The following is a 23,522-nucleotide window of genomic DNA, read 5'->3' on the forward strand; positions in this document are numbered from 1 at the left end:
TCGCCCAGCAACCTGATCAGCGCCCGGTGTTCGGGGTTGTCCAGGTCCAGCGGGCCGCCCGCCTCGGGCAACCACACCTGCACACCGTGCCGCCAGCACAACGCGACGATGTGCTGGACCTGATCTCCGGCGAATCCCGCTCGAACTCCCCCACCACGATCGCGTCGAACCCGCGATTCGGATCCCGGATCGACTCTGTTGCCCAATTCGGTTATGCGGCGAGGTCGAGTCTGGCGAGGTGGCTGGTGCTCCGCTGTCCGGGTGAGGTGCCGTTCCACCATGCGTCCAGGCGGATCAGGTTGAGGGCGGTAGCGGCGAAGACGTGGGCGAGACGGGTCTTGGGCAGCCCGACGCAGCGGCAGCGGCGGACCCCGGTGGCGGCAACCGCCTGGTGGACGGTGCCCTCGACTCCGGCCCGGATCGCGTAGCGCTGTTTCCACTCGTCGGTCGCCTGCTCGGTCCGGGCCTGCTCGACCGCCTCGTGAACGTCCCGAGCTCGCAGCATCAACTGGCGCCCTGACCGGGTCGATCGTGTGCACTGTGGACGGACCGGACATGGTCGGCAGGCGGTGACAGGAAAAGCGACCACGACCGAGTCTCGGCCGCGTTCGGAACACTCCGACCAGATCGTGCTCCGCACCCCTTGCGGACAGAGGACCTGACGCCGGTCCCAGTCGATGGTGAACGCGGCGCGGCCGTAACCGTCACCGGTCCGGGTTTGAGTGGAGTTGTCGACCCGCAGCGGGCCGAGAAGGGTGATGCCGTGCTCGCGTCGGGCGCCGACCATCAGATCGGCGGAGGTGTAGCCCGCGTCCACCACGTGCTCACCGGGCACCAGGCCCCGGCGGTCGAGGTCGGCGTGGATGTCCTCGAGCACCTCCACGTCGGTGACGGTCGCGTCGGTGGTGACCACGTTCGTGATCAGATGCGGCAGTCCGGTCACCGCGATGTCGTCACAGGTCTCGGTGAGGTGGATTTTATAGCCCTCCCAACCGGATCCACGCTTGGTTCCGTAGCGGGCGTCGGTGTCGTACGGAGAACACAGGCGCGCTCTGCTGGGCGGGAGGTCTTTCTCCTCCCGCCAGGACACCTCTTCACCGTCGTGGGTGATCGTGCGGTGGTACTGCGTGATCCACACGGTCCGCAGCACGGTCACGGCCGGAATCTCCCGCAGCCACATCGGCGCGTCCGACGCGTGAACAGCCTCCGACAACCGAAATCCCTCGACACCGACCCGACCGGCCGCCGCGGTGCGCTCGGCCCGACCGTGCGGCAGCCGATAGGAATCCATCCGGGCCCCGTACCGGCGCACCCAGCCCGCGTCGATGAGACCGGCCAGCCAGTCCGGCGCGGCCGCGGCCAACGCTTCCAGCGCCGCGCGCAGGGTCTCGGCCAGGAAGTCCAACCGGTTGGCCGACCGCACCGCCGCCAACACATGGGTGGAGTCGCTGCGCTGCCGACCCCGAGACTTGACCAACCCGAGCTGCACACACCGGGCCAACAGCAGGTCCAGCACCTTCTCCTCGAGTCCGTGCTCGACCAGCCGCTGCCTGAACCCGGTCAACACGGTGTGGTCGAACCCTGGATCGGTCAACTCCAGACCGAGCGCGTACTTCCAGTCGATCCGGGCACGCACCGCGTCCGCCGCCTGCCGATCGGTCAGGTCCTCCGCGAACTGCAACACCGTGACCAGCGCCAACCACCCCGCAGGGATCCCCGGCCTGCCCCGCACCCCGAACGCCGACGCGAACTGTTCATCGGCGAACAGTTCCGGTAACTCGTCCCGGACCCGCATCGCCAACGTCCCCTTCGGGAACGCCGCCCTGGCCACCACCGCGGTCTGCTCGGGAACCTCCGGCCACGCACGCGGCTGGACCGACATCACCTGATCCCTTCCGCGACCAGGCCGGACGCCTGCCGCAGTGGATCATCATCCACCCCGACGATCACGACGTGAAACCGCCCGTGACCAGCGCGTCCTCAATTGGGCAACAGAGTCCCACAGGGGCGACGCGGGTTCCGTGGCCTCGTCGAACCTCGTGATGTTGGTGCGTGTCGGTCCGTGTGTGGAGAAGGGCTCCGCCACCGAACGCCGCAGCCGGTGGATCAGCTGGCCGGGAGTCACCAAAGCCGGGGCGGTTCAGTGTCGACCGGTGCGGTGGAGAGTGGCGGCTCTTCCGTGAAGGGCCGCCACTCCGGTGGTCAGGCGGAGGCGTCGAGTGGTCGCGGTGGCGTGGTCGGGCTCGGCAGGGCGGCGGATTCGTGCAGCGCGAGGCCGCGTGTCTCCGGCGCCCAGAACGCGGACACGATCGCACCGACCAGGCTGATCGCGGTGGCGGCGAACATCGTGCCGCTGATTCCCCACCCGGCCAGCGACACCGGGACCAGGTAGGTGCCGACGGCCGCGCCGATGCGGCTGAGCGACGAGGCGATGCCGACGGCGGTACCGCGTACCTCGGTGGGGAACAGTTCGTTGGGGTAGATCCATTGGAGGATCTGGGTGCCGCCGATGATGACGGCGTAGGCAGCGAAGAGCAGCATGATGACGGAGGCCGGCGCGTCCGGGAAGAACGCGAGCAGCAGCAGGGCCATGCCGGACCAGATGAAGCTGTGGATGACCAGCGGACGGCGGCCCATGCGGTTGACGAGCAGGAGGGCGGCGGCGCAGCCGAGCAGGAACATCACGGTGATCAGCGCCGAGCCGATGTTGGCCAGACCCCCGGAGAGGTTGAGGGCGCCCAGGATGGTGGGGCCGAAGGCGTAGATGGCGAACAGCGGGACGATGGAGCAGGTCCAGAAGACGGTGATGTACAGCATCCGTCCGCCGTAGCCGGATCGCAGGATGGCTTTGAGGTCGACGTTCTCGCGTTCCTCGTCCGGCAGGTCGGAGACCGTGACGCCGGGACCGAAGACCTGCCGCAGGACGGCCTGGGCCTCGTCGGTTCGGCCCTTCTTGGCCAGCCAGCGGGGAGATTCGGGTGTGCCCAGCCGCAGCAGCACGATGATGATCCCGGGAATCGCCGCGCTGGCGAGCATCCACCGCCAGCCGTCGGGTCCCGTGTTGAGCAGCAGTTGACCGACGACATAGGCCGCGGCGGCGCCGACGAACCACATGACGACCAGTGCGCCGAGCAGGGGTCCGCGGTGTCGGCGTGGGGTGAATTCGGCCAGTAGTGACGTGGCGATGGGGTAGTCCGCGCCGACGGCCATCCCGATCAGGAGTCGGAGGACGAACAGCCAGATGGCGTCGTCGGCCCAGAACTGGGCGATGGAGCAGACGATGATGGCGATCAGGTCGACGGTGTAGAGGACTTGTCGGCCGAACTTGTCGGTCAGGTAGCCGCCCGCGAAGCCGCCGAGGAAGATGCCGATGAGCGCCGAGGCGCCGATCAGGCCCTGCATGGAGCTGTTGAGGTTCAGCTGTGGGGCGATCTGCACCATCGCGACGCCGATGATGCTGAGCACGTAGCCGTCCAGGAACGGCCCGCCCGAGGAGTACAGCGCGAGTTTTTTGTGGAACTTGGACAGTGGTGCGTCGTCCAGGACGTGGGCGGCGGTCATGGTGGTTCTCCTCGGTTCAGGATTCGATCCTGGATTCGCGCAGGTAGGGATAGGTCCAGTCGAGGTCGGGATTCATGTTTTCCTTGATGAAACGCCCGCTGATCCAGCGCTGGAGGGCCAGAGCGGAACCGGTCTTGTCGTTGGTGCCGGACGCCCGACCACCGCCGAAGGACTGCCGCCCGATGAGCGCGCCGGTGGGTTTGTCGTTGACGTAGGTCATTCCGGCGGTGTCCCGGAGGACGTCGAGTGCCTGGGCGATGGCGGTGCGCTCGGTGGCGAAGACGGAGCAGGTGAGGGCGTACGGGCTGGTGGCGTCGATGAGGGGGAGCACGGTGTCCCAGTCGTCGTAGACGTGGACGGTGAGGATCGGGCCGAAGAACTCCTCCGACATCGTGAAGGCCGTGGGGTCGGTGGTGACGAGCACGGTGGGATCGACGAACCATCCGGTCTCGGGACGCACCGTGCCACCCACGAGCAGTTGGTGGCTGTCGAGGCTCTTCGCCTTGCCGATCGCGGCCTCGAGACGTTTCAGGGACACGCCGTCGATCACCGCGCCGACGAACGTCTCGTGTTCGGTGGGATCACCGACCCGGAGGGTCCGGATGATGTCGATCAGCGGATCCCGCAGCCGCTGCCACAGGCTTCGTGGCAGGTAGGCGCGGGACGCCGCCGAGCACTTCTGTCCCTGGTACTCGAAGGCGCCGCGGACCAGGGCGACGAGAAGTGCGTCGGGATCGGCCGACGGGTGGGCCACGATCGCGTTCTTGCCACCGGTCTCACCCACCAACCGGGGATAGCCGCGGTAGGTGTCCAAGTGCTGGGCGACCTGCTTCCACAGGCTGCGGAACACGGTGGTGGAGCCGGTGAAGCTGACGCCGGCGAGGTGTTCGTCGGCCAGGGCATGGGTGGCGATGGTCTGCCCGTCGCCGTGGACGAGGTTGATCACGCCGGGCGGCAGTCCGGCCTCGTCGAACACCCGCATCACGACGTCGCTGCTCAGCGCGGACTTCTCGGAGGGCTTCCAGACCACGGTGTTCCCCATCAGCGCCGGGGTCGAGGGCAGATTGCCCGCGATGGCCGTGAAGTTGAACGGCGTGAGGGCCAGCACGAAGCCCTCCAGGCCCCGGTGGTCCATGATGTTCCACTGGCCCGGGTCGGAGCTCGGCTGCTGCTCGTAGATGCCCGCGGCGAGGTGGACGTTGTAACGGAGGAAGTCCGCCAACTCGCAGGCGGCGTCGATCTCGGCCTGGTGGAAGGTCTTCGACTGCCCCAGCATCGTGGTGGCGAGCAACTCGTCGCGGTACTTCCCGGTGACCAGGTCCGCGGCGCGCAGGAACACGGCGGCCCGTTCCCACCACGGCGTGCGCGACCACACGCGCCGCGCCGAGAGGGCGGCGTCGATCGCCGCCTCGACCTGCTTGCCCTGGGCGGGCGTGATGCGACCCAACACTCGGCCGTGTTCGTGCGGTGACACCACATCGGCTTCCGCGCCGCCGAAGACGCGTTCGCCGTTGATCACGTGGGGCAGTTGCCGGGTCTCTGCCCGGATCTGGTCGATGCGTTGACGCAGTCGGGTCGCCTCCGGCGAACCGGGGGCGTAGTCCCGCACGGGCTCGTTGGCGGGGGCAGGGGCTCGCACGCTGCCGGCGATGCTTGCGCTGGGCGATGTCATCCGTGTCCCTTGATCGTCGAAGGGGTCTGCCGCACCCCGGTGGAGATCGGAAAAGTTGGACTAAAATTTCAGTGAGATGGCACAGTACGTATACTGGCGTCCATGCGTCAACAGATCGAGCCCGTCGAAGTCGCCGACAACCATGGCAGCAACGGGCTCAAGGGCGGTGTGCGACTTGCGGACCAGGCATATCTGCGGATCCGGGACGCCATCATCACGGTCCGACTCGAGCCGGGCGAACCCCTGGACGAGAAGGCCCTCAGCGCCGAACTCGGCCTCGGTCTCACCCCGGTGCGGGACGCGCTCAAGCGCCTCACCCTCGAGCGGCTCGCCGTCATCTACCCGCGCCGCGGCACCTTCGTCACCGAGATCAACATCAGTGACGAGCGCCGGCTCACCGAGGTCCGACTCGAACTGGAGGGGCTGGCTGCCGCGCTCGCGGCGCAGCGGGCGACCGACGACGAGTGCGCTGAGCTCAACGGCCTGGCGGCCAGGCTGGAGCACACCGAGGACGCCGCGCACCTGTCCTTGGACTACATCGCCGTCGACGCCGAGATCCACCGGATGATCTACGCCGCGGCCCACAACCCCTACCTCGAGGCGAGCCTCAACGAGTACGCCAACCTCGCGCTTCGGATCTGGTACTACGGCCTCAAGCGAACGCCTTCACGGACGCCGCAGGCCTGTTCCCAGCACGACGTCGTCAAGGCCATCTGCGCGCGTGACCCCGCGGCGGCCAGGGAAGCCGCACGGGACCACCTCCGCGGCTACTCGGTAGAGGTGCGGACTCTCCTCTGACGCTGACGCCCGCTTCGCTCGAGGCGGGCGATCGTCACCGTCAGGTGAACGCCAGCAGGCGACAATCAGACGTTGCACTGAAATTTTAGTGCGATTATAGTCGGCGCACCGTGGCTGCGCATCCACCTGGCCGCGTTTGCACCCATGAGGCGTGTTCGACCTGCCTCCTGCCGAACAGGGGCCCACCATGATGAGTCGACTGCTGCTGCACGCGGCACAGAACAAGAAGCTCGAACGTCTGGTCAGCGGGCAGCCGATGACCAGGGGACTGGTGGACCGCTTCGTTGCCGGGGTGACCCTCGACGACGCGATCACCGTGGCCCAGCGCATGGGGCGCGAGGGCCTGGACGTGAGCCTCGATCTCCTCGGAGAGCAGGTGGAGGACCTCGCCGACGCCACTGCCGCGACCGACCAGTACATCGACACCGTCCAGGCCATCGCCCGGCACTCGCCGGGCGCCACCGTGTCGGTGAAGCTGTCCCAACTGGGCATCCTCGCCGACCGCCAGGTGTGCGCGAAGAACCTGAACCAACTGCTGGAAGCGGCTGCCGCGGTCGACGTCGACGTCGAACTGGACATGGAGCACAGCTCGGCCGGCCGGCCCACCCTGGAAGCCTTCCACGATGTCCTGCCGCGCTACCCCGACACACGCATGGCCATCCAGGCCGCTCTGCGGACCACCCCCGAGGACCTGGCCGCGTTCGTCGACATCAAGCCGCGACTGCGGTTGGTGAAAGGCGCCTACGACGAGCCGCTGAGCAGAGCGTTGCGGGATCGCAAGGAGGTCACCGCCCAGTACCGTTACCTGGCCGGCCGGATCCTGGCGCACTGTCCGGTCCCCGCCTTCGGCACGCACGACGACGAGTGCATCGAGCACGTGCGGCGGGCCGCCGAGGCCTGCGGGGTGGGCAAGGAGGACTTCGAGTTCCAGATGCTGTACGGAGTCCGGCGCGACCTCCAACGGCAACTGGTGCGAGACGGCTACCGCGTGCGGGTCTACGTGCCGTTCGGCAGCCAGTGGTACCCGTACCTGATGCGCCGGATGGCCGAGCGACCGGCCAACCTGTTGTTCTTCCTGCGTTCAGTGGTGGGTGGCTGAGGTGGCGACCGACATCGACATCGTCGTGGTGGGGGCCGGTCTCACCGGGGCCGCGACCGCGTGGGCCGCAGGCCGGGCGGGCCGTTCGGTCGTGCTGCTCGACACCCACGGCTTCGGACACGACAGGGGAAGCTCACACGGCACATCCCGGATCTTCCGCCGCGTCTACCCCGACCCCCTGTACGTGACGATGACCGGCCGGGCGCGCGACGGCTGGCGCCGGCTCGAGTCGGATAGCGGCGCGACCCTGCTGCGGGTGACCGGCGGGATCGACCACGGCCGCCACCGCGACCCCGAAGCCCTCGCCGCCACGCTGGCCGACCTCGGCCTGTCCCATGAACTGCTGTCGCCGGACGAGGCCGCCGCCCGGTGGCCCGGCATGGTCTTCCGCGGTCCCGTCCTCTTCCAGCCCGAGGCGGGTGTGATCAACGCGGACGACAGTGTCAAAGCCTTCCTCGACGTGGCCCGCCGCAACGGAGCGAGGCTGGTCCCGCACACCCCTGTCCAGCACATCGACATCCGCGGCGACCACGTCGTGGTCCACGCAGGGGAATCCATCCGGGCACGCCGTGCCGTCCTCGCCGTCGGCCCCTGGCTGCCCGAGTTCCTGGCCACCTCGCGGCTCGACATCCCACTCCCTCCGGTGCGGGTCACCCAACAACAGGTGTTCCACTTCCCTCGGCGCGACCCGCACGCGGCCTGGCCGGTCGTGGTGCACAAGGACACCCACCAGATCTTCGGACTGCCATCAGGGGCCGACGGCGGCCCCCGTCCGGCCATGAAGGTCGCCCAGCATGACGACGGCACCCCGACCACGGCGAGCACCCGGACAGGAACCATCGACCCCATCGGCCGCCGACGAATCCTGGACTACGTCCGGGAGTGGCTTCCCGGCCTCGATCCGCACCCGGTCGCCGACGGCACCTGCCTTTACACGACGACCAGCGACGAAGATTTCATCCTCGACCGATGGGGGCCCATCGTCGTGGCGTCACCGTGCTCCGGTCACGGCGCGAAGTTCGCCCCCCTGCTCGGCGAAATGATCGCGGACCTCGCGCTCGGCCGCGGCGACACGACCCCCCGCTTTGCCTTGACACGCACCCCGAGCAGGACGGGCGACCCGGTCTGACGACGTTCAAGGCATGTTTGCCCGAAAGACTGCTCTCCGTATTGAGTCGTCGGGCGATGTCATGGCGGCGATACTCGGAAAAGGTGTTGGCCGCTGCGGACAGGGCGGCAGCTTGGTCCACCGGGTCGTCGAGTTGTCCGGCGATCTCAATGGCGTGATCGATGTCCCCTGCTGCACAGTAGGCGTACACCAGATCAGCGATCGACCTTTGCCGAATACCTGGTGGCGATGCGCGTGGTGGAGGAGCTGCGTGATGTCGCCGAAGCCGCCTTCGCCCGACGTGCCCGCCACACCCCGGACGACGACCTGCTGTTCGCGCTGTTGTCCCACCAACCCTTGGCTGTACAGCACCCGGTGCTCGGATTCGCCGACGACCTGCTCGCCGCGCTCGACGACGGCGAACGCTGTGCTTGCCGAAATGCCGTCCGTGCAGGTCAGCCCTGAAGGAGTGGGGCCGGTCAAGGGGGGCGCTGACCTTGTTTTGGTCTTCTCCGCCGGGGTGTGGGCGCGCCGGGATGAGGCGTCGGGGTCAAGGCTCGGGCGGAGCCCGACCGTGTAGCGGCCGGAGGGCCTTGATGCCGATGCCGGGCGGCGCATGCTTGTGGAACGGCGGGGAAGAGGCTGGGTGTGCTCCTGTTGTCCATGGTGTCGGGGGCGTGGCGCTCATCAGGGCCGGGTGCCCGGCCCGGGGCAGGCGGTAGCGGCTGCCGGTCATCCCTTCGCCGTCGGCGGGGACGGCATGATGGGGTGCGCTGTGCGGGGTCGGCGGGGTCAATCAGAGCGGCGACCACGCCGGGTGGGGGTCATGACCTGCACGACCCGCGCCGACCTGCTACCGGTGCGGCGGTTCATGCCGCACGCGTCTTCGGGTGCCGTTGGCCGCGGCCTGCCGCAGGGCGTCGAGGACTTCGTCCGGGATCGGGGCGGCGGGGTCGGCGCAGCCGGGCAGGATGATCGTGTCCGCGTCGCCGAGGGCGTCCAGGCCCCACGGCGGCTGGAGCGTGAACGCCCCGGCGTCGACGGTCGGGGTGGCCCCGCAGACCCCGACCCGGTAGGCGGGGCGGCCGTCGGGCAGCCGGGTGCGGGTGAACACTTCGATCGGGGTGGACAGGTCGAACGGGATGACCTTGTCCAAGGCGAGCACGGCCACGGTGTGCATGGCAAGAAGGTATGCCCTCCGCTCGCCGTTCGCCAAGGCCGCTGAGCAGGCCATATCTCGATAAACGCTGGTAAAGCCGTTGGCGAGAATCCGTTGGAGTATGGCAATCCAGCCGATTCCGGCGATCGTGGTCCGTGACTAGCGTCGGCGTCACCGCATCGAGGGAGGACTGATCCGATTGCTCGCGCAGATCGTGTTGTTCGACGGGTTCGACCCGCTGGACGTCATCGCGCCGTACGAGGTGCTGGCCGCCGGTGGCGGCATCGCGGACGGGGTGCTGGAGGTGGAGCTCGTCTCGGCCGAGGGGCCGCGTGAGGTGTCCAGCGGGATCGGCTCGCTGTCGTTGGGGGCGACGGCCCGGCTGGAGCCGCGGCGCGCGGACCTGGTCGTCGTGCCCGGTGCGGCCGGGAGTCTCCCCGAAGGAGCGGACGACGTCCGCGAGGACAGCGTCCCGGCCATCCTCGCCCGCACCCTCGGCACGCCGTTGCCCGCCCTGCTGAAGGAAGCCCTCGACCGCCCCGGCCTGACCGTGGCCACGGTGTGCGGGGGTTCGATGGTGCTCGCGATGGCATGTTCCCCGCCGCGGCACGGCGTGCGCTGGCGGAGTCCGGCACCGACCGGGATCTCGCCGTTCTCCGCTCTCTGCACCGGATCTCCCGGGTCTACGCCGCGGTCGGGGTCGTGGTCCCGGTCTTCGGGCTCGCCACCGCGAGCAGTCTCGGCGTGCTGGGCGACGCGTGGCTGATCACGTCGATCGCGTTGACCGCGGCTGCCGCGGGCGTGCTCGTGCTGCTGGTTCTCCCGCGCCAGCAACGCATCCTCGCCTCGGTGCCGGCCCCCTCGGACTCCGGGCCCGACGAGCGCGGGCCCGCGCGGCTGGCCATGTACACGGGGATGTTCAACGTGCTGTGGGCCGTGGTCACCGTGCTGATGATCGTCCGCCCCGGCTCCACGACGGGGGTGTGAGGGTGAACCCCTTGCCGGCACTGCGCATCGCGGCGGGCGCGGAACTCGTGACCCTGGTCGTGCTGCTGGCGAACCTGGCCACCGTGCACTGACCGGAGGTGTCCTCCGTGGTCGGACCGACGCACGGGTGCGCCTACCTGTTCGTCATCATCCTCACCGTCCGCCACAGCCGGGTCACCCGCACGCGGGCGATGGCGGTCGTCCCCGGTATCGGTGGGCTGCTCGTCCTGCGGCAACTCGCCGGCGCACGGCAGGGCTGACGGGTGCGGTCGCCGACCAGCCGGACCGGGTCCGCGACGTGGTCGCCGACCACGTCGCGGACCCGGTCCGGCTGGGTAATCCCTTGTGGCTCAAGGGAAGGCGTGGCGGTGATCGTGACGGCACGTCAGGCGTCCGCAGCCGCCGCGGCCAGGATTCGGGCGAGTTCGGCCGGCTTGGTGACCATCGGCCAGTGGCCGGAGTCGATGTCGATGAACTCGACGTGCTTGGCCTTGGCCAGCTCGGGCACGTCACCGGCGCCGATCCACTCCTGAGCCTGGGCGGGGGAGAATTCGGGGCACACGAGCACGACCGGGACGTCGAACCGGCGTTCGTCCGCCAGCCGCACCACGCCCTTGGTCACCCCTTCGGGGACGGGGACGGCGGCGGCCTCGAAGCTGCGCCTGGCCGTTTCGTCCAGGTCAGCGGAGTCCGGTCCTTCGAACGGCTCCCAGCCGGGGAAGGGCATGACGCCGTTCTCCGGCTCGAAGAAGTCGGCGTAGGGCCGGCCGTCGGCGGCCGGGAAACCGCCGATGAGGGCGACTTTGGCCACCTTCTCCGGTCGTGCGTCGGCGGCCAGCCAAGCCAGGGTGGCGGCGGCGGAATGCCCTACGACCACGGGTTTCCCGGGCGCCGAGTCCACGGCGGCGAGCACCGCCGTCACCTGGTCGTCAAGAGTGGCGGACGTGGATCCATCGCCCTGACCGGGGAGGGTGAGCGGCACGGGGCGGTGGCCGAGTGCCTTGAGCGCGGGCACGACATCGTCCCAGGCGGACCCGTCGAGCCAGAGGCCGGCGATGAGCAGGATGTCCATGATCAGGTTCTCTTTCTCCGGTGAGGTCGGATCGGGTTCCGGTGAACGCTGCAACGCTAGAACCAGTTCCGGACGATCTCCTTCCGGTTCATTCCGATGATCGCCTAATCTGCTCGGGTGCCGACCGACCTCAGCCCCACCGCACGGGCCCTGCGCGCCATGGAGATCCTCCAGAACCGCCCCGGCGCGACGGCCGGTGAACTCGCCGCCGGGTTGGGCGTCACGGAGCGGGCCGCGCGTCGGTACGTCGGCATCCTCCGGGAGGCGGGCATCCCCGTCGAGTCGGCCCGGGGTCCCCATGGTGGGTACCGGCTCGGACGCGGGACGCGGCTGCCCCCGGTCGTCTTCACCCAGTCCGAGGCACTCGGCCTGGTCATGGCGGTGCTCGACGGCCAGCCGGCCGCCACCGACGTCGACGACCTGGTCGGTTCCGCCCTGAGCAAGGTCATCCGGGCACTGCCCGAGAGCGTCGGCAGGCAAGCGGCCGCGCTGCGCGAGCACGCGTCGGCCGCGCCCGACCGGTACTCGGCCCTGCCGGACCCCGCCACCACCAGCGCACTCGTCGCGTCCATCGCGGCCCGACGTCGCGTGCTGATCACGTACCGGAGCGAGTCCGGCAAGGAGTGGGAGGCCGAAGTGGACCCCTGGTCGGTCGTCGTCCGCCACGGGCGCTGGTACCTCCTGTGCCACTCCCACCGCGCGGCCGCGATCCGCACCTACCGGGTCGACCGGATCCGGGCGGTCCAGCAGACCGCGCACCAATTCGAACCGCCCCACGGACTCGACCCGGTGGCAGCGCTGGAGGAGAACCTGGGCACCGGGTGGGAGTTCCCCACCCGCGTTGTGTTCCTCGCTCCACTGGCCGACGTGGCCCCGTGGATCCGGCCTCCCATGGGACGGCTCGAAGCATCGGACGACGGGTGCGTGCTCGTCGGCAGCACGAGCAACCCGACGATGTATGCCCAGGAGTGGCTGGCGAACGTGCCGTTCCCCTTCCGCGTCGAGGACGGGCCGGAACTCCGCGCCGCGGTCGCGACGCTCGCGGCACGTTTCGCCGCCGCCTTGCCGGACCGACCCTGATGGCGATCGGGTGGGGCGCTGCCGTGTCGGCGTCGCCGCACTCGTAACTACCGCGACATTGCGGCGTCACGACCATGCGCGAATCTCTCCCGAGAACGCGGGAATCAGGACACGGGGAGGCGGCATGACGAGTCTCGTACGCGGCCGTCTCGCCGACCTCCGGTGCCGTGTCCACCAGTCGGCGTGGACTCGCGGCCGTGTCGCCCACGGTGCGCGATGCACCCGTGTGAGCGCGCGCGCCTGAGCATGCCGTGCGCTGCTCGTGGTCCTTCGACGCTCATCCGTTAGTCCACTGTTCCTGAGCCCGGCCGATATCGCCGGTCGAGTCCGCGCGCGACAAGATCCGCCCCGTGGCCACTCGCCCGTTCCCGTTCCCGCTCCGTTCCGGAGGTCTCCGTGTCACAGGCCCCTGCCCCGCCCGAATCCGGCCGGCGCCCGGTCGACCAGGTCCTGCCGCCCGGTCGGCTGGGCCTGCTCGGTCTTCAGCACGTGCTGGTCATGTACACCGGCTGCGTCGCCGTCCCGCTGGTGTTCGGGTCCGTCGCCAAGCTGGACACCTCCACCATCGGCCTGCTGATCAACGCCGACCTGCTGGTGGCCGGTCTGGTCACGCTGCTCCAGGCGCTCGGCATCGGCAAGGTGCTCGGCGTGCGGTTGCCGGTCGTCGCGGGCGCGACCTTCACGGCCGTGACCCCGATGATCCTCATCGCGGGCGAGTACGGGATGCAGGCGGTCTACGGCTCCATGATCGCCGCCGGTGTGTTCGGGCTGCTGGTCGCGGTTCCCTTCGCGCGGGCGGTGCGGTTCTTCCCGCCGTTGGTCAGCGGCTCGGTCATCACCGTCATCGGGCTCTCGCTGATCGGTGTGGCCGCCGGCCTGATCGCGGGACTGGACCCCACGGCGGAGGACTACGCGGCGCCGAGCCACCTGGCGCTCGCGGGCGGCATCGTGCTGCTGATCGTCATCATCAGCCGTTTCACGAGCGGGTTCCTGTCCCAGCTCGGCGTGCTGCTGGGACTGGCGGCCGGGACCCTGGTCGCCATCCCGATGGGGCTGACCGACTTCTCCTCGGTCGGGCAGGCCGACTGGGTGGGGCTCGCCGCGCCGTTCCACTTCGGCGCACCGCAGTTCCCGCTCGCGGCCGTGATCTCGATGTGCGTGGTGATGCTGGTGACGTTCACCGAGTCGACCGCCGACATGCTCGCCGTCGGCGACATGACCGGCCGCCCGCTGACCAAGGCCGATCTGGCGCGTGGTCTGGCCGGTGACGGCGTCTCCGGGATCTTCGGCGGGATCATGAACGGCTTCGTGGACACGGTGTTCGCGCAGAACGTCGGTCTGGTCGGCATGACCAAGGTGCGCAGCCGTTACGTCGCCGCCGTCGCCGGGGGCATCCTCGTCCTGCTCGGTCTCGTGCCCAAGCTCGGTGAGATCGTCGCCTCGCTGCCCGGTCCGGTGGTCGGCGCGGCCGGCCTGGTCATGTTCGCCACCGTCACCGCCGTCGGCATCAACACCCTGCGCAAGGTGGAGTTCGAGGGCACCAACAACCTGCTGATCGTGGCCGTCTCGATCGGCGTCGGCATGCTGCCGGTCGCGGCGCCGACCATCTACCACGCCTTCCCGACCTGGGTGCAGATCATCGGCGGCAGCGCCATCACCAGCGCCACCCTCACCGCGTTCCTGCTGAACCTGCTGTTCAACCACACACCCGGTCGCCGGAAGCCCGCTGTCGTGGACGAGAGCCCCGCCACCCCGGCGGCGAACACACCCTGACCGCGGAGGGCGGGAGCACTCGTGCTCCCGCCCTCCGCGGCGCTCGGCAAGTCCACTGGGGACGGTCGCTCTGGGCTTCTGCGAGCGTCCGGAACGACGTGCCGCTCACCACCGCACCGGGAGTTCGGCCAACCCGCCGGTCAACACGTCCCGGCGCATCTTCAACTCCGCCACGGGCACCGCGAGACGCAACGTCGGGAACCGCGGCACGAGCTGGGAGAACACCGCCTGCAACTCGATGCGGGCCAGCGGCGCGCCGATGCAGTAGCGGGCCCCGTGCCCGAACGCGAGATGCGCCGTGGCCGAGCGGGTGATGTCGATCCGGTCGGGCTCGGCGAACACGGTCGGGTCGTGGTTGGCCGCACCGTTGTCCAGCAGCACCAGTTCCCCGGCCCGGACGGTGACTCCGTCGATCTCCAGATCCGCCCGTGCGTAGCGGGGAATCCCGCCGCCACCCTTGCCCGGCGCGCGCAGTATCTCCTCGACCGCGTTCGGGACCAGGCCGGGATCGTCCAGCAGCGCCTGCCACTGCTCGGGATTGGTCAACAACACAGGGAGCCGGAGTTCCGCGACGTGATCGACACGATCCGGGTGGCTTCCACCGAGATCACCCACCGCCACCTCACCGACGCCATCCCGGACGGCCCCTGGCAGGACTGGGCGGCACGACTGATACCCACGCTCACCCTGGAAGCCGTCATCGCCTGGCTGGACACCGGCCAACCCGACCCCGAGCACGCCGCGAAGCGCATCCAGCACGCCATCCACGGAGTGATCCGAGCCGCTCAACCCATCTGACGCCGACATCCCGCCACCGAAGGCGCGGGCCTGCTACCAGGGTGGTCGTGGTTCGGTCGTCGGGGATCTTGTCGCGGATGGCGGTCCGACGGCAGTCGGCGTCGCGGCGCCCTGGACCGTGCCGCGCTCTACGCCGCCGTGTCGCGGGTGTGCTTTCCGCGCGTGGACCGGCCGAGGTGGAGCGTCGTGCTGGTGGCGGCGGCCGAGGTGGCCCGCGATCTGGCCCCGGCCTGACCGTCCCGACGCGCCGTCCGCGGTCGTCAGTGGAGTTCGACCAGGCCGCGGCGGACTGCCTCGGAGACGGCGCCGACGCGGTTGTCGGCGCCTAGTTTGCGGTAGAGCCGGACGAGGTGCGTCTTGATGGTGGCCTCGGTGAGGAAGAGGGACGTGGCGATGGCGCGGTTGCTCAGGCCTCGGGCTACCAGCCGGATCACCTCCACCTCCCGTTCGGTGAGCACGGGCTCCGGGTTGGTGAGCCGGCTGACCACGCGGGCGGCGGCGTCCGGTGCGAGGCCGACGCCGCCGCCGGCGGCTGTCCGCACGGCTTGGAACAGCTCGTCCGGTGCGCCGGCCTTGAGCACGTAGCCGCGGGCGCCCGCCGTCATGGCCCGCACCACATCGGCCTCGGTGCCGTAGCTGGTGAGCACGACGACCGCGGCGCCGGGCGTGGTGGTGAGGATTCGCCGAGTGGCCTCCACGCCGTCCATGCCGCCGCCTTCGCCCGCCAACCGCAGGTCCATGAGCACCACGCCGGGGCGGAGTTCGGCGGTGAGTCGGATCGCTCCCTCGCCGTCGCCGGTCTCGCCGACGACCTCCAGGTCGGGTTCGCCTTCGAGCAGCGCCCGGACCCCGGCGCGGAACATCCTGTGGTCGTCGACCAGGAGCACGCGGATTCGCAGCGGGGTCATCCCGCAGTCGCCGGGCGGGCCCGCGACAACCGCGTGGCGGCCGGCAACGGTATCCGGGCGGCGAGCACCGTGCCGCGGCCGGACGTGCTGTCCACGGTCAGCGCGCCGCCGTGCTCGTGCACCCGTTGCCGCATGGCGGCCAGGCCGAACCCGCGCTGAGGCTCGGCCACCGTCCGGCCCGGCGTGAAGCCGGTCCCGTCGTCACGCACCTCCACGGCGACGTGGTCGCGGTCGTGGTGCAGCGTGACCACCACGTGGTCGGCGTCGGCGTGTTCGCGGACGTTCGCCAGCGCGCCCTGGACGACCCGCAGCAGTGCGGCCGTCATCTGCGACGGCAGCGGCCGGTGCTTCCCGACGGCGTGGAAGCTGACCTCGGCCGCCGTGCCGGACTCCTGCGCGCGTGCGCAGAGATCGGTCAGCGCGGCGGTGAAGTCGCCGTCGTCCAGCGCCGGCGGGGTGAGGTCGGCGATCATCCGTCGCGCCTCGACCAGGTTGTCGCCCAGGTACCGCGTGACGGTCCGCATCCTGTCCCGGGCCCGGTCCGGGAACTGCTGCCAGTCCCGGTCGGCGGCCTGGAGCAGGGTCCGGCTGGCGGCGAGCTCCTGCGTCAGGGTGTCGTGCAGTTCCCGCGCGATCCGGGCCCGTTCGGCGAGGGCGCCGGCTTCGCGCTGCTGAGCGGCGAGTGCGCCGCGGGTGCGGTGGAGTTCGTCGAGCAGGCGCTGCTGGACGGCCGCGTCCCGCTGCTGGCGGCGGTACAGCAGAGCGGCGGCCCAGACGGCGCCCACCGGCACGATGACGCGCATGGGGTCGAAAGGGGCCGCCACGGCGGCGAACGCGACCACCGCGGTGATCACGACCAGCGCGGCGGAGGATGCCTTGGCGGTCAGCGCCCGCACCGCGAGGCAGGCCAGGGGGACCGCACACCAGGCGATCTCGGGCCGGAGCGACGCCGGCGACAGGACGACGAGCGCCAGCCACGGCGCCAACAGCCCGCCGATCCACAACGGACGCCACCGGTCGAGCCGATCCCACCAGACCAGGCCGGCGGCGTAGCCCCCGGCGAGCGCCGCACTCACCGAGATGATGTACGGACAATTCGGCTCGTTCAGGTCGAGCAGGCGCAGGGCCGTGCCGGTGACCACGGCGAAGAAGACGGCGTGGAGCAGGTACCCGGCACTCTCCGCACCGAAGCGCCGTCGTCGGCCGGTCGAGGACCCGTCGTCGTCGGCCTCGGTGTCGGCGTTCACGCCGTCTCCCTTCTGTCCACGCCGGCCGCTGACCTGCGACAAACGGCGATCATGGTCCGAATCTCCCGTCAACGGTCCCACCGTCAACCGTTCGGTTGAACCCAGGTTCAACCGTCGGCCCCGAGGGTTCAACCCGCCTGACGACGCCGCACCGCTTCGCACGCGGCAGAGTCGGTCATAGAGCTTTCAACAACATTCAGCCACGCCACGGCTCGGCGGGCAAGAGAGGGACGGTGATGACCACATTCAGCAGGCGGTGGATGCTCGGTGCGGGCGGCGCGGTACTCGGCGCGGCGGCACTCGGCACATCGACGGCCGCCAACGCCGGCGGCGCGCCCGCGTCTCCGGTGGGTGGGCCGGTGTCGGAGGAGACGAAGTCGCTCGACGAGTTGTACGCCGACGCCCTGAGCGAGGGCGGCGAGCTCGTCGTGTACGCCGGCGGGGACACGCCGACGCAGCAGGACCGCACCAAGCAGGCGTTCCTGGCCCGCTTCCCCGACATGAAGCTGACGATGGTCGTCGACTACAGCAAGTTCCACGACGTCCGCATCGACAACCAGCTCGCGACCGGCACGCTGGTCCCGGACGTGGTGCAGTTGCAAACGCTGCAGGACTTCACCCGTTGGAAGAAGGCGAGGGTACTGCTGCCGTACAAGCCGGCAGGCTTCTCGGCCCTGCACAAGGCGTTCAGGGACCCGGACGGCGCGTGGTCGGCGGTCGCCGTCATCGCCTTCAGCTACATGTACGACGTCGCGGCCGTCGGCGGCACGGTTCCTGCCACACCGCTCGACCTGGTCGACCCGCGGTGGAAGGGAATGATCGCGTCCTCGTACCCGCACGACGACGACGCCGTCCTGTACCTGTACCGGCTGTACGCGCAGAAGTACGGCTGGGAGTGGGTGGCGAAGCTCGCCGCGCAGGACGTCCAGTTCGCCCGCGGCAGCCACTCCCCGGGCGTCGCGGTCAACACCAAGCAGAAGGCGATCGGCATCGGCGGCGGCGGCTCGCTGCTCTCGCAGCCGACCGCCCCGACCCGCTGGGCCGCCGCCGACGGCCACCCGTTCATGGCCTGGGGTCAGCGCGCGGCGATCCTCGCCGGTGCCGCCCACCCCGCGGCGGCGAAGCTCTACCGGAACTGGCAGCTCTCCGCCGCCGTGCAGCAGAACTCGTTCAACGGCTGGTCGGTGCGCACCGACATCACCCCCGCCGGGGGGCTCAAGCCGATCTGGCAGTACCCCAACGCCAACCTCGACGGGTTCCCGCAGTTCATGGCCGACCGCGCCGAGGTCGAGCGCTGGAAGCAGACCTTCGCGCTGTACTTCGGCGAGGTCCAAGGCCCACCCACCCCCGGCTCGCTCGGGCTGCACCCCGGTCGGTAGGTCGCGCTGGTCGTCAACCAGCGGGTGACGCCGCGTCCGGGTCGCCATCGCCCGCGTCCCTGCTCGACACCGCCGTCGGCGGCTCGTGGTCCCGGCGCACCACGGTGATCACCACGTGATCACCACGAGCCGCCGGCCGCCGACGCCGACCGCCTGTCGCCGACCTGGGCGGCGGATTCGGGTGGCCCCGCAGGAGTCCCGGACGGTTCGAACTCGCGCTTGAAGTCGGGGCACTCCACGAGCGGCTCGTGCCGGCACGTCGAGGCGTGGCGCAGGCTGTTCCGCATCCGGATCAGCCGGGCGATGTCCTCGTCCAGCTCCCGGGCCTTTTCCGCCATCCGGGCCCGCAGTCCGGTGTCCCTGGGCGTCGCGGCCAGGAACCCGGCGATCTCGGCGATCGTGAAGCCGGCACCGCGGGCACAGGCGATGAGCGCGAGCCGGTCCAGGACCTCCGGCCGGTAGGTGCGGCGCAGGCCGTTGCGCCCGGTCGAGGCGATGAGGTCCCGCTTCTCGTAGAACCGCAGCGCCGACGGTGCCAGTCCGGACTTCTCGGCCACCTCGGCGATGTCGAGCAGCATCCGCCGCCGCCTCCCTTGACTTGAACCACGCTTCAAGTCGCAGGGTAGCGGCCATGAAGATCCATCACCTCAACTGCGGTTCCGTGCGCCGGATCGAGGCCACCTACGAAGGCCTGCCGCCCGCGCACGCCGTCAACCACTGCCTGCTGGTCGAGACCGACCGGGACGGGCTGGTGCTGGTCGAGACCGGGCTCGGTCTCGACGACGTCCGCGATCCCGGCGCCACCCTCGGTGCCGCCTGGGTCGGGATGTCGCAGCCGGTGCTGGCCGAGGAGGAGACCGCCGTGCGCCAGGTCGTCCGGCTCGGGTACTCGCCCGCCGACGTGCGGCACGTCATCGTGACCCACCTCGACGTGGACCACTGCGGTGGCCTGCCCGACTTCCCGGACGCCGCGGTCCACGTCCTGGCCGCCGAACTCGACGCGGCGATGGCGGAGGTGCCCAGCTTCCGCCCGCCCGCGTGGTTGGCGACGGCTCCGGTGGCGTGTCGGTTGACGGCCGCCACGTTGGCCGCTGTCTACGGCGGAGCGGAGTTGGCGGCGAGGTTGTTCGTCTCGGCGGCCAGGGACGGGGCTCCGCGCAGGCAGTTCTGGCTGGCGCGCGCCGCGTTGGCCCATTTCGACGACGGACGCCCTGACCAGGGGCGTGCACTGATGGCCGACTTGGAGGCGATGGATCCGCTGACGGAGCCATTCGCTCGGGTGTTGGCGGCGTTTCTGGCGGAGGACTGGCCACGGTTGCGCGTGGAGCTGGCCGCCTGGTCGCCGCGCGATGTGCTGGAGACCGCCATCCACTACTCCCTGGCGGTCCGCGAAGTCGGGTTCGGTCGAGGCGAGGAGCTGCTGTCGCGCGAGGCGCTCGACGAGGTGATCGACCTGTCCCGGAGGGTGCTCGACTCCGTGTGGGTCGGGACGGTCGCGCTTGCCCACGCGCATCACTTGATCATGCGGGTGGAGCGGGCGGAGTCGGTGCATCGCCACGCGGATCTGAACGAGGCGCTGGCATTGGCGGTGCGGGCTCGTGACGAGCTGCGATTCTGTCGTGCCGACAGTGTCGGCGCCGCGGCCTTGGCGTGTCAGGCGGCCGAGGCGGCAGGAGACTTCCGGGCTGTCCTGGCTCTCGGCACGGCCGGTCCGCAGGGAGCCACAGCGGCCGAAGCGGCGTCGCCGCAGGTGCGCAAGTACGTGGTACTGGCCAGGACATGGCTGGGAGACCCGCCGAACGACGTCACCGTGGACGACATGGGTGAGCCACACCTGGTGGCGGCGATGAAAGCGGTGATCGCGGACCAGCGAGGTGAGGATCCGGTGCCGCATTGGCGGCAGGCCGCAGAGCTGGCTTCCGAGGACGCGCACCTGGCCAGGGCGCTACTCGGCCTGGCCAGGTCCGGGGAAGTCGACCTGCCACGACTGGACGAACTCGCGGAGCGGGTACCGGAGATCGCTCGTGAGATCCGGGCCGCCGCAGACCTGAAAACCGGTAACAGGGCTCGGGGCATCGCCACGCTGCGCGTGTTGGCGCGAACCTCCTACAGCGCGGCGTCGATGTTGGCCGGGGCCCACACCCAGGACGGTGACGTCGACGCGCTGGTCGAGGTGCTTCGACAGGCGGCCGAGGACTTCTCCGACCCGCAACTGCGCTTGGAGGCGGTTTCCGAGCTGCGCAAGGCAGGCCGCGCGCAGGAGGCCGAACATGAGCTGTCCGCTCTGCTGACCGCGGCACCGCCAGGCTGGGCCGGGGTGCGTGACGCGCAGCGGCTCGCGGCGCAGATTGCCGTCGACGACGGCCGACTGGAACAGGCGGTCGAACTGCTGCGGACGGTGGTAAACGCGGATCCCGACAGTGTGCCGACGCGGTGGGCGTTGATTGACCTGCTGTTCCGCAGAGCGGAGACGTCGACGGCGTGGCGGGTCTACCGGGAGCACCGTGACGGTCTGGATCCCGCTGGGCCTCGCGAGGCACATCTCTGGATCGATCTGCATCGCTGGTTCGGCGATCCGATGGACACGCTGCGCGGGTGTCTGCTGTTGGCGCGCCGTTTCTCCGACTCCGAGACGGTGGTTGCGCATGCCCTTACCGCGTTGCTGATGATGCCCCGCCTGGACGCCCCGGTGCCCGACGACATGGCCGACGCGTGGCGTGAGACCACGGAGGAGTTCTTCCGCCGCTGGCCCACCAGTCGCTGGTTGCGCCGGATCGACGTCGAGCACGTTGTGGAGGAGTTGAACACCCGAGCCCGTATCTCTCCGGAACTGCGGCGCGCGATACACGATTCGTTCACCCAGGCCGTACTCGGCCGGGCGCCTCTCGGTGCCTGGGCCCAGTTGACGTCCCAGCGCTACAGCGAGGTAGTGCTGGGACGAGGCATGGGCGTGCTGCCGGCCACGCACCCGGACAGGCGTGAACAGATGGTGTGCCTGACGACAGCGACATTGACGGCCGGAAGTGGCGTGGTGCTCGACACCACCGCGATCGTCGTGCTGAACACTCTGCCCGCAGCGGTGCGCGACTTGGCGCTGGGCCTGTTCGGCGTCGTCATGACCGCGGATGCGGTGCTGCTCGACGCCAGGCTCGCCGATGAGATGTTGTCGCGTCGCAGCACCGCCAGGTGGCAGTGGAACGAGAACACCGACGAGAACACCGAGGCCGGTGGATCGGTGGGCACCGAGCAGCGCCATGCGGATCGGCTGGCGGAGGAATCCACTCGGCTCGTCGTCGCCGTCGAGTACCTTGCACGGCGGTCATCCGCTGCTTTTCGCTCCGTTTGCCGGTGGCTGCCTGCTGCTTGCTGACCACGACGCAGGCCGCCGGGTAGTCGGCGATGGCTTGGGGCAGCTCGTCGTCATCCAGCCACAGGAACGCTCCCAGCAGCGCCGGGCCCAGGGTGCGGAAGGGCTTGTCGGTGTCGTGCTCGCGGCGATGGTCGTTGATGCCGTTGACCAGGCCACGTAGGACGTCCAGGCCGAAGAACACCGTGTCGGCTCCGGCGGTGAGTCTGAGGAATCGCTGGTCGAACTCAGGAGGGAACCCGTGTGGTGGTTCGGTCATGTCGGTGACCGTAGATCAATCCGCCCGACGACGACTGGACCGACGTGCGCCGCATCTACGGCGAGGGCATCGCCACCGGAAACGCCACCTTCGAGACCGAGACCCCAGCCGCCGCACCCTGGAGGCCAAGTGGCTCCCGGAGCACCGCTGGGTCGCCGGGGCCGACGGCCGCGTCGCCGGCTGGGCCGCCGCCACCCCGGTCTCGGCCCGCGAGTGCTATGCCGGTGTCGCCAAGACCTCCGTCTACGTCGGTGAGGACTTCCATGGCTGCGGCGTGGGGAAGTTGTTGCTGCACAAGCAGGTCACCGCCTCCGACGAGGGTGGCCTGTGGACACTCCAGACCGGGATCTTCCCGGAGAATCGGGCCAGCATCACCCTGCACCACGCCGCCGGTTTCCGTACCGTCGGGGTTTCGCGAGCGCATCGCCCAGCACCACGGCTTGTGGCGGGGCGCCGTCATGCTCGAACGCCGGGCGGAATTCGCCTCGGCCGCTGTCGACCCCGTCTGCTGAGCCGTCGTACCACTCCAAGCTGAGGGCGGTGGTGATGGCGCTAATCGACGTTTCCCAGGAGTGCTAGATCAACTTCCCCAGGTGGTTGAGGGATCCTAACTGTTGTCAGCGGCGGAGTGGAACGACTCCGTCGGGTGCGGCGATGGGCATCTGTGGTCGTGCTGCTTCGGGTGTGGTGAGCAGGGCGACGATGGTGACGGGTCCGCCGCAGTGCGGGCAGTCACGTTGGGCGACGGTCTGCGGCAGCGGTGCCGTTGGTGCCGGGGCTGCTGCGGGAGTCGACGGGTGTGCGGGGTGGGAGGTTCGCTCGACCTCGCGCCGGGCGGCTGCGGTCCGCTTGCACGAGGGCGAGCAGTAGGCCTTGTGCTTGGCCTGGCGTCCGGTCGCGGTGAACCTTTCCCAGCAGATCGGGCAGATCTTGGAGATCGTGTTGTCGTGGTCAGGAGACATGCGCGTTCACCGCCTTGCGCAGCTTGTCCGAAGTGGACTGGTGGGAACGGAGTCGGTAGGAGGGGCCGTCGATGCCGACGGCGGTGGCGCGGTGCAGTAGCCTGTCGAGCATCGCGGCGGCGACGGTGGCATCGCCGAAAGCTGTTGCCCAGTCGGCAATTCCGACGTTCGTCGTCAGGATCGTGGAGCTCTTGAGGTAGCGCTGGTTGATCACCTGGAACAGCGCGGAGGCGCCGTCGCCGGGCAGAGGGAGATACCCGAGTTCGTCGATCTATGCCGAGCTCGGCATAGAT

Annotated in this window: 22 protein-coding genes and 2 pseudogenes; 12 read left to right on the forward strand and 12 right to left on the reverse strand. The window is 69.8% G+C overall.

Going from position 1 to position 23,522, the window contains the following annotated elements; genetic code table 11:
- Window positions 1-211 precede the first annotated feature (211 nt).
- The 3 genes from FM051_RS10980 to pruA all read right to left on the reverse strand — a co-directional run bounded on the left by FM051_RS10980 (window position 212) and on the right by pruA (window position 5,233).
- Window positions 212-1,882, reverse strand: coding sequence for an IS1182 family transposase (locus FM051_RS10980; protein WP_158842834.1), 1,671 nt, complete (start codon window positions 1,880-1,882; stop codon window positions 212-214).
- Window positions 1,883-2,202: 320 nt separating this feature from the next.
- Entirely contained in the window at window positions 2,203-3,561 is a 1,359-nt protein-coding gene (locus FM051_RS10985; RefSeq protein WP_158842835.1) for an MFS transporter, read from the reverse strand.
- Between the two features lie 16 nt (window positions 3,562-3,577).
- Entirely contained in the window at window positions 3,578-5,233 is a 1,656-nt protein-coding gene (gene pruA / locus FM051_RS10990) for an L-glutamate gamma-semialdehyde dehydrogenase (RefSeq protein ID WP_158842836.1), read from the reverse strand.
- Between the two features lie 102 nt (window positions 5,234-5,335).
- Between pruA and FM051_RS10995 the strand changes: the two genes are divergently transcribed.
- The 4 genes from FM051_RS10995 to FM051_RS11010 all read left to right on the forward strand — a co-directional run bounded on the left by FM051_RS10995 (window position 5,336) and on the right by FM051_RS11010 (window position 8,703).
- A complete protein-coding gene (locus FM051_RS10995; RefSeq protein ID WP_158842837.1) occupies window positions 5,336-6,031 on the forward strand; it encodes a GntR family transcriptional regulator in 696 nt (231 codons plus the stop codon).
- Between the two features lie 187 nt (window positions 6,032-6,218).
- Window positions 6,219-7,130, forward strand: a complete 912-nt coding sequence (locus tag FM051_RS11000) for a proline dehydrogenase family protein (protein ID WP_158842838.1) — start codon at window positions 6,219-6,221, stop codon at window positions 7,128-7,130.
- A 1-nt stretch (window position 7,131) separates the two neighbouring features.
- Entirely contained in the window at window positions 7,132-8,259 is a 1,128-nt protein-coding gene (locus FM051_RS11005; RefSeq protein WP_158842839.1) for an FAD-dependent oxidoreductase, read from the forward strand.
- Between the two features lie 228 nt (window positions 8,260-8,487).
- Window positions 8,488-8,703: a hypothetical protein gene (locus tag FM051_RS11010; RefSeq protein ID WP_158842840.1), complete on the forward strand. Its 216-nt coding sequence runs from the start codon at window positions 8,488-8,490 to the stop codon at window positions 8,701-8,703.
- 421 nt (window positions 8,704-9,124) lie between these two features.
- Here the strand turns inward: FM051_RS11010 and FM051_RS11015 are convergent.
- Window positions 9,125-9,418: pseudogene (locus FM051_RS11015) on the reverse strand (AraC family transcriptional regulator); the annotation flags it as partial.
- A 150-nt stretch (window positions 9,419-9,568) separates the two neighbouring features.
- On the reverse strand, window positions 9,569-9,877 hold the full coding sequence (locus tag FM051_RS53965) for a hypothetical protein (RefSeq protein ID WP_420803584.1): 309 nt from the start codon (window positions 9,875-9,877) through the stop codon (window positions 9,569-9,571).
- A 111-nt stretch (window positions 9,878-9,988) separates the two neighbouring features.
- Here FM051_RS53965 and FM051_RS11025 point away from each other — a divergent pair, with 111 nt between their 5' ends.
- Window positions 9,989-10,384: a hypothetical protein gene (locus FM051_RS11025; RefSeq protein WP_158842841.1), complete on the forward strand. Its 396-nt coding sequence runs from the start codon at window positions 9,989-9,991 to the stop codon at window positions 10,382-10,384.
- Window positions 10,385-10,491: 107 nt separating this feature from the next.
- On the forward strand, window positions 10,492-10,644 hold the full coding sequence (locus tag FM051_RS51680; protein ID WP_238412298.1) for a hypothetical protein: 153 nt from the start codon (window positions 10,492-10,494) through the stop codon (window positions 10,642-10,644).
- A gap of 125 nt (window positions 10,645-10,769) precedes the next feature.
- Here the strand turns inward: FM051_RS51680 and FM051_RS11035 are convergent, their stop codons facing one another.
- Window positions 10,770-11,456: an alpha/beta fold hydrolase gene (locus FM051_RS11035; RefSeq protein WP_158842842.1), complete on the reverse strand. Its 687-nt coding sequence runs from the start codon at window positions 11,454-11,456 to the stop codon at window positions 10,770-10,772.
- Between the two features lie 117 nt (window positions 11,457-11,573).
- Between FM051_RS11035 and FM051_RS11040 the strand changes: the two genes are divergently transcribed.
- Entirely contained in the window at window positions 11,574-12,536 is a 963-nt protein-coding gene (locus tag FM051_RS11040; RefSeq protein ID WP_158842843.1) for a helix-turn-helix transcriptional regulator, read from the forward strand.
- A gap of 396 nt (window positions 12,537-12,932) precedes the next feature.
- Window positions 12,933-14,309 carry a nucleobase:cation symporter-2 family protein gene (locus FM051_RS11045; RefSeq protein WP_238412300.1) on the forward strand — a complete coding sequence of 459 codons (1,377 nt, stop codon included), beginning with the start codon at window positions 12,933-12,935 and terminating at the stop codon, window positions 14,307-14,309.
- A gap of 105 nt (window positions 14,310-14,414) precedes the next feature.
- Here FM051_RS11045 and FM051_RS51685 read toward each other — a convergent pair whose 3' ends face one another.
- Window positions 14,415-14,855 (reverse strand): cytochrome P450, encoded by a 441-nt coding sequence (locus FM051_RS51685; protein ID WP_238412302.1) that lies wholly within the window; start codon window positions 14,853-14,855, stop codon window positions 14,415-14,417.
- 27 nt (window positions 14,856-14,882) lie between these two features.
- Between FM051_RS51685 and FM051_RS51690 the strand changes: the two genes are divergently transcribed.
- Window positions 14,883-15,107: a hypothetical protein gene (locus FM051_RS51690; RefSeq protein ID WP_238412304.1), complete on the forward strand. Its 225-nt coding sequence runs from the start codon at window positions 14,883-14,885 to the stop codon at window positions 15,105-15,107.
- A 260-nt stretch (window positions 15,108-15,367) separates the two neighbouring features.
- On the opposite strand, the gene FM051_RS11055 is transcribed toward FM051_RS51690, so the two are convergent.
- Both FM051_RS11055 and FM051_RS11060 read right to left on the reverse strand, forming a co-directional pair.
- Window positions 15,368-16,015, reverse strand: a complete 648-nt coding sequence (locus tag FM051_RS11055; RefSeq protein ID WP_158842845.1) for a response regulator — start codon at window positions 16,013-16,015, stop codon at window positions 15,368-15,370.
- Complete coding sequence (locus FM051_RS11060; protein ID WP_158842846.1) at window positions 16,012-17,262, reverse strand: sensor histidine kinase; 1,251 nt, start codon at window positions 17,260-17,262, stop codon at window positions 16,012-16,014. Before FM051_RS11060 ends, FM051_RS11055 begins: the two co-directional genes overlap by 4 nt.
- Window positions 17,263-17,498: 236 nt before the next feature.
- Here FM051_RS11060 and FM051_RS11065 point away from each other — a divergent pair, with 236 nt between their 5' ends.
- A complete protein-coding gene (locus FM051_RS11065; protein WP_158842847.1) occupies window positions 17,499-18,641 on the forward strand; it encodes an ABC transporter substrate-binding protein in 1,143 nt (380 codons plus the stop codon).
- 119 nt (window positions 18,642-18,760) lie between these two features.
- Here the strand turns inward: FM051_RS11065 and FM051_RS11070 are convergent, their stop codons facing one another.
- Window positions 18,761-19,219 (reverse strand): MerR family transcriptional regulator, encoded by a 459-nt coding sequence (locus tag FM051_RS11070; protein WP_158842848.1) that lies wholly within the window; start codon window positions 19,217-19,219, stop codon window positions 18,761-18,763.
- 53 nt (window positions 19,220-19,272) lie between these two features.
- Between FM051_RS11070 and FM051_RS51695 the strand changes: the two genes are divergently transcribed.
- Both FM051_RS51695 and FM051_RS11080 read left to right on the forward strand, forming a co-directional pair.
- Window positions 19,273-22,011: an MBL fold metallo-hydrolase gene (locus tag FM051_RS51695; RefSeq protein WP_238412305.1), complete on the forward strand. Its 2,739-nt coding sequence runs from the start codon at window positions 19,273-19,275 to the stop codon at window positions 22,009-22,011.
- Between the two features lie 285 nt (window positions 22,012-22,296).
- Window positions 22,297-22,779, forward strand: a pseudogene (locus tag FM051_RS11080) (N-acetyltransferase family protein); the annotation flags it as partial.
- Between the two features lie 105 nt (window positions 22,780-22,884).
- Here FM051_RS11080 and FM051_RS11085 read toward each other — a convergent pair.
- The gene (locus tag FM051_RS11085; RefSeq protein WP_158842849.1) at window positions 22,885-23,229 is read right to left on the reverse strand and encodes a hypothetical protein; all 345 of its coding nucleotides are present in this window, start codon (window positions 23,227-23,229) and stop codon (window positions 22,885-22,887) included.
- Complete coding sequence (locus FM051_RS11090) at window positions 23,219-23,500, reverse strand: ATP-binding protein (RefSeq protein ID WP_274383557.1); 282 nt, start codon at window positions 23,498-23,500, stop codon at window positions 23,219-23,221. Before FM051_RS11090 ends, FM051_RS11085 begins: the two co-directional genes overlap by 11 nt.
- Window positions 23,501-23,522: the final 22 nt, after the last annotated feature.

The sequence above is a fragment of the Saccharothrix deserti genome, from assembly GCF_009769385.1.
Taxonomy (GTDB): Bacteria; Actinomycetota; Actinomycetes; order Mycobacteriales; family Pseudonocardiaceae; genus Actinosynnema; species Actinosynnema deserti.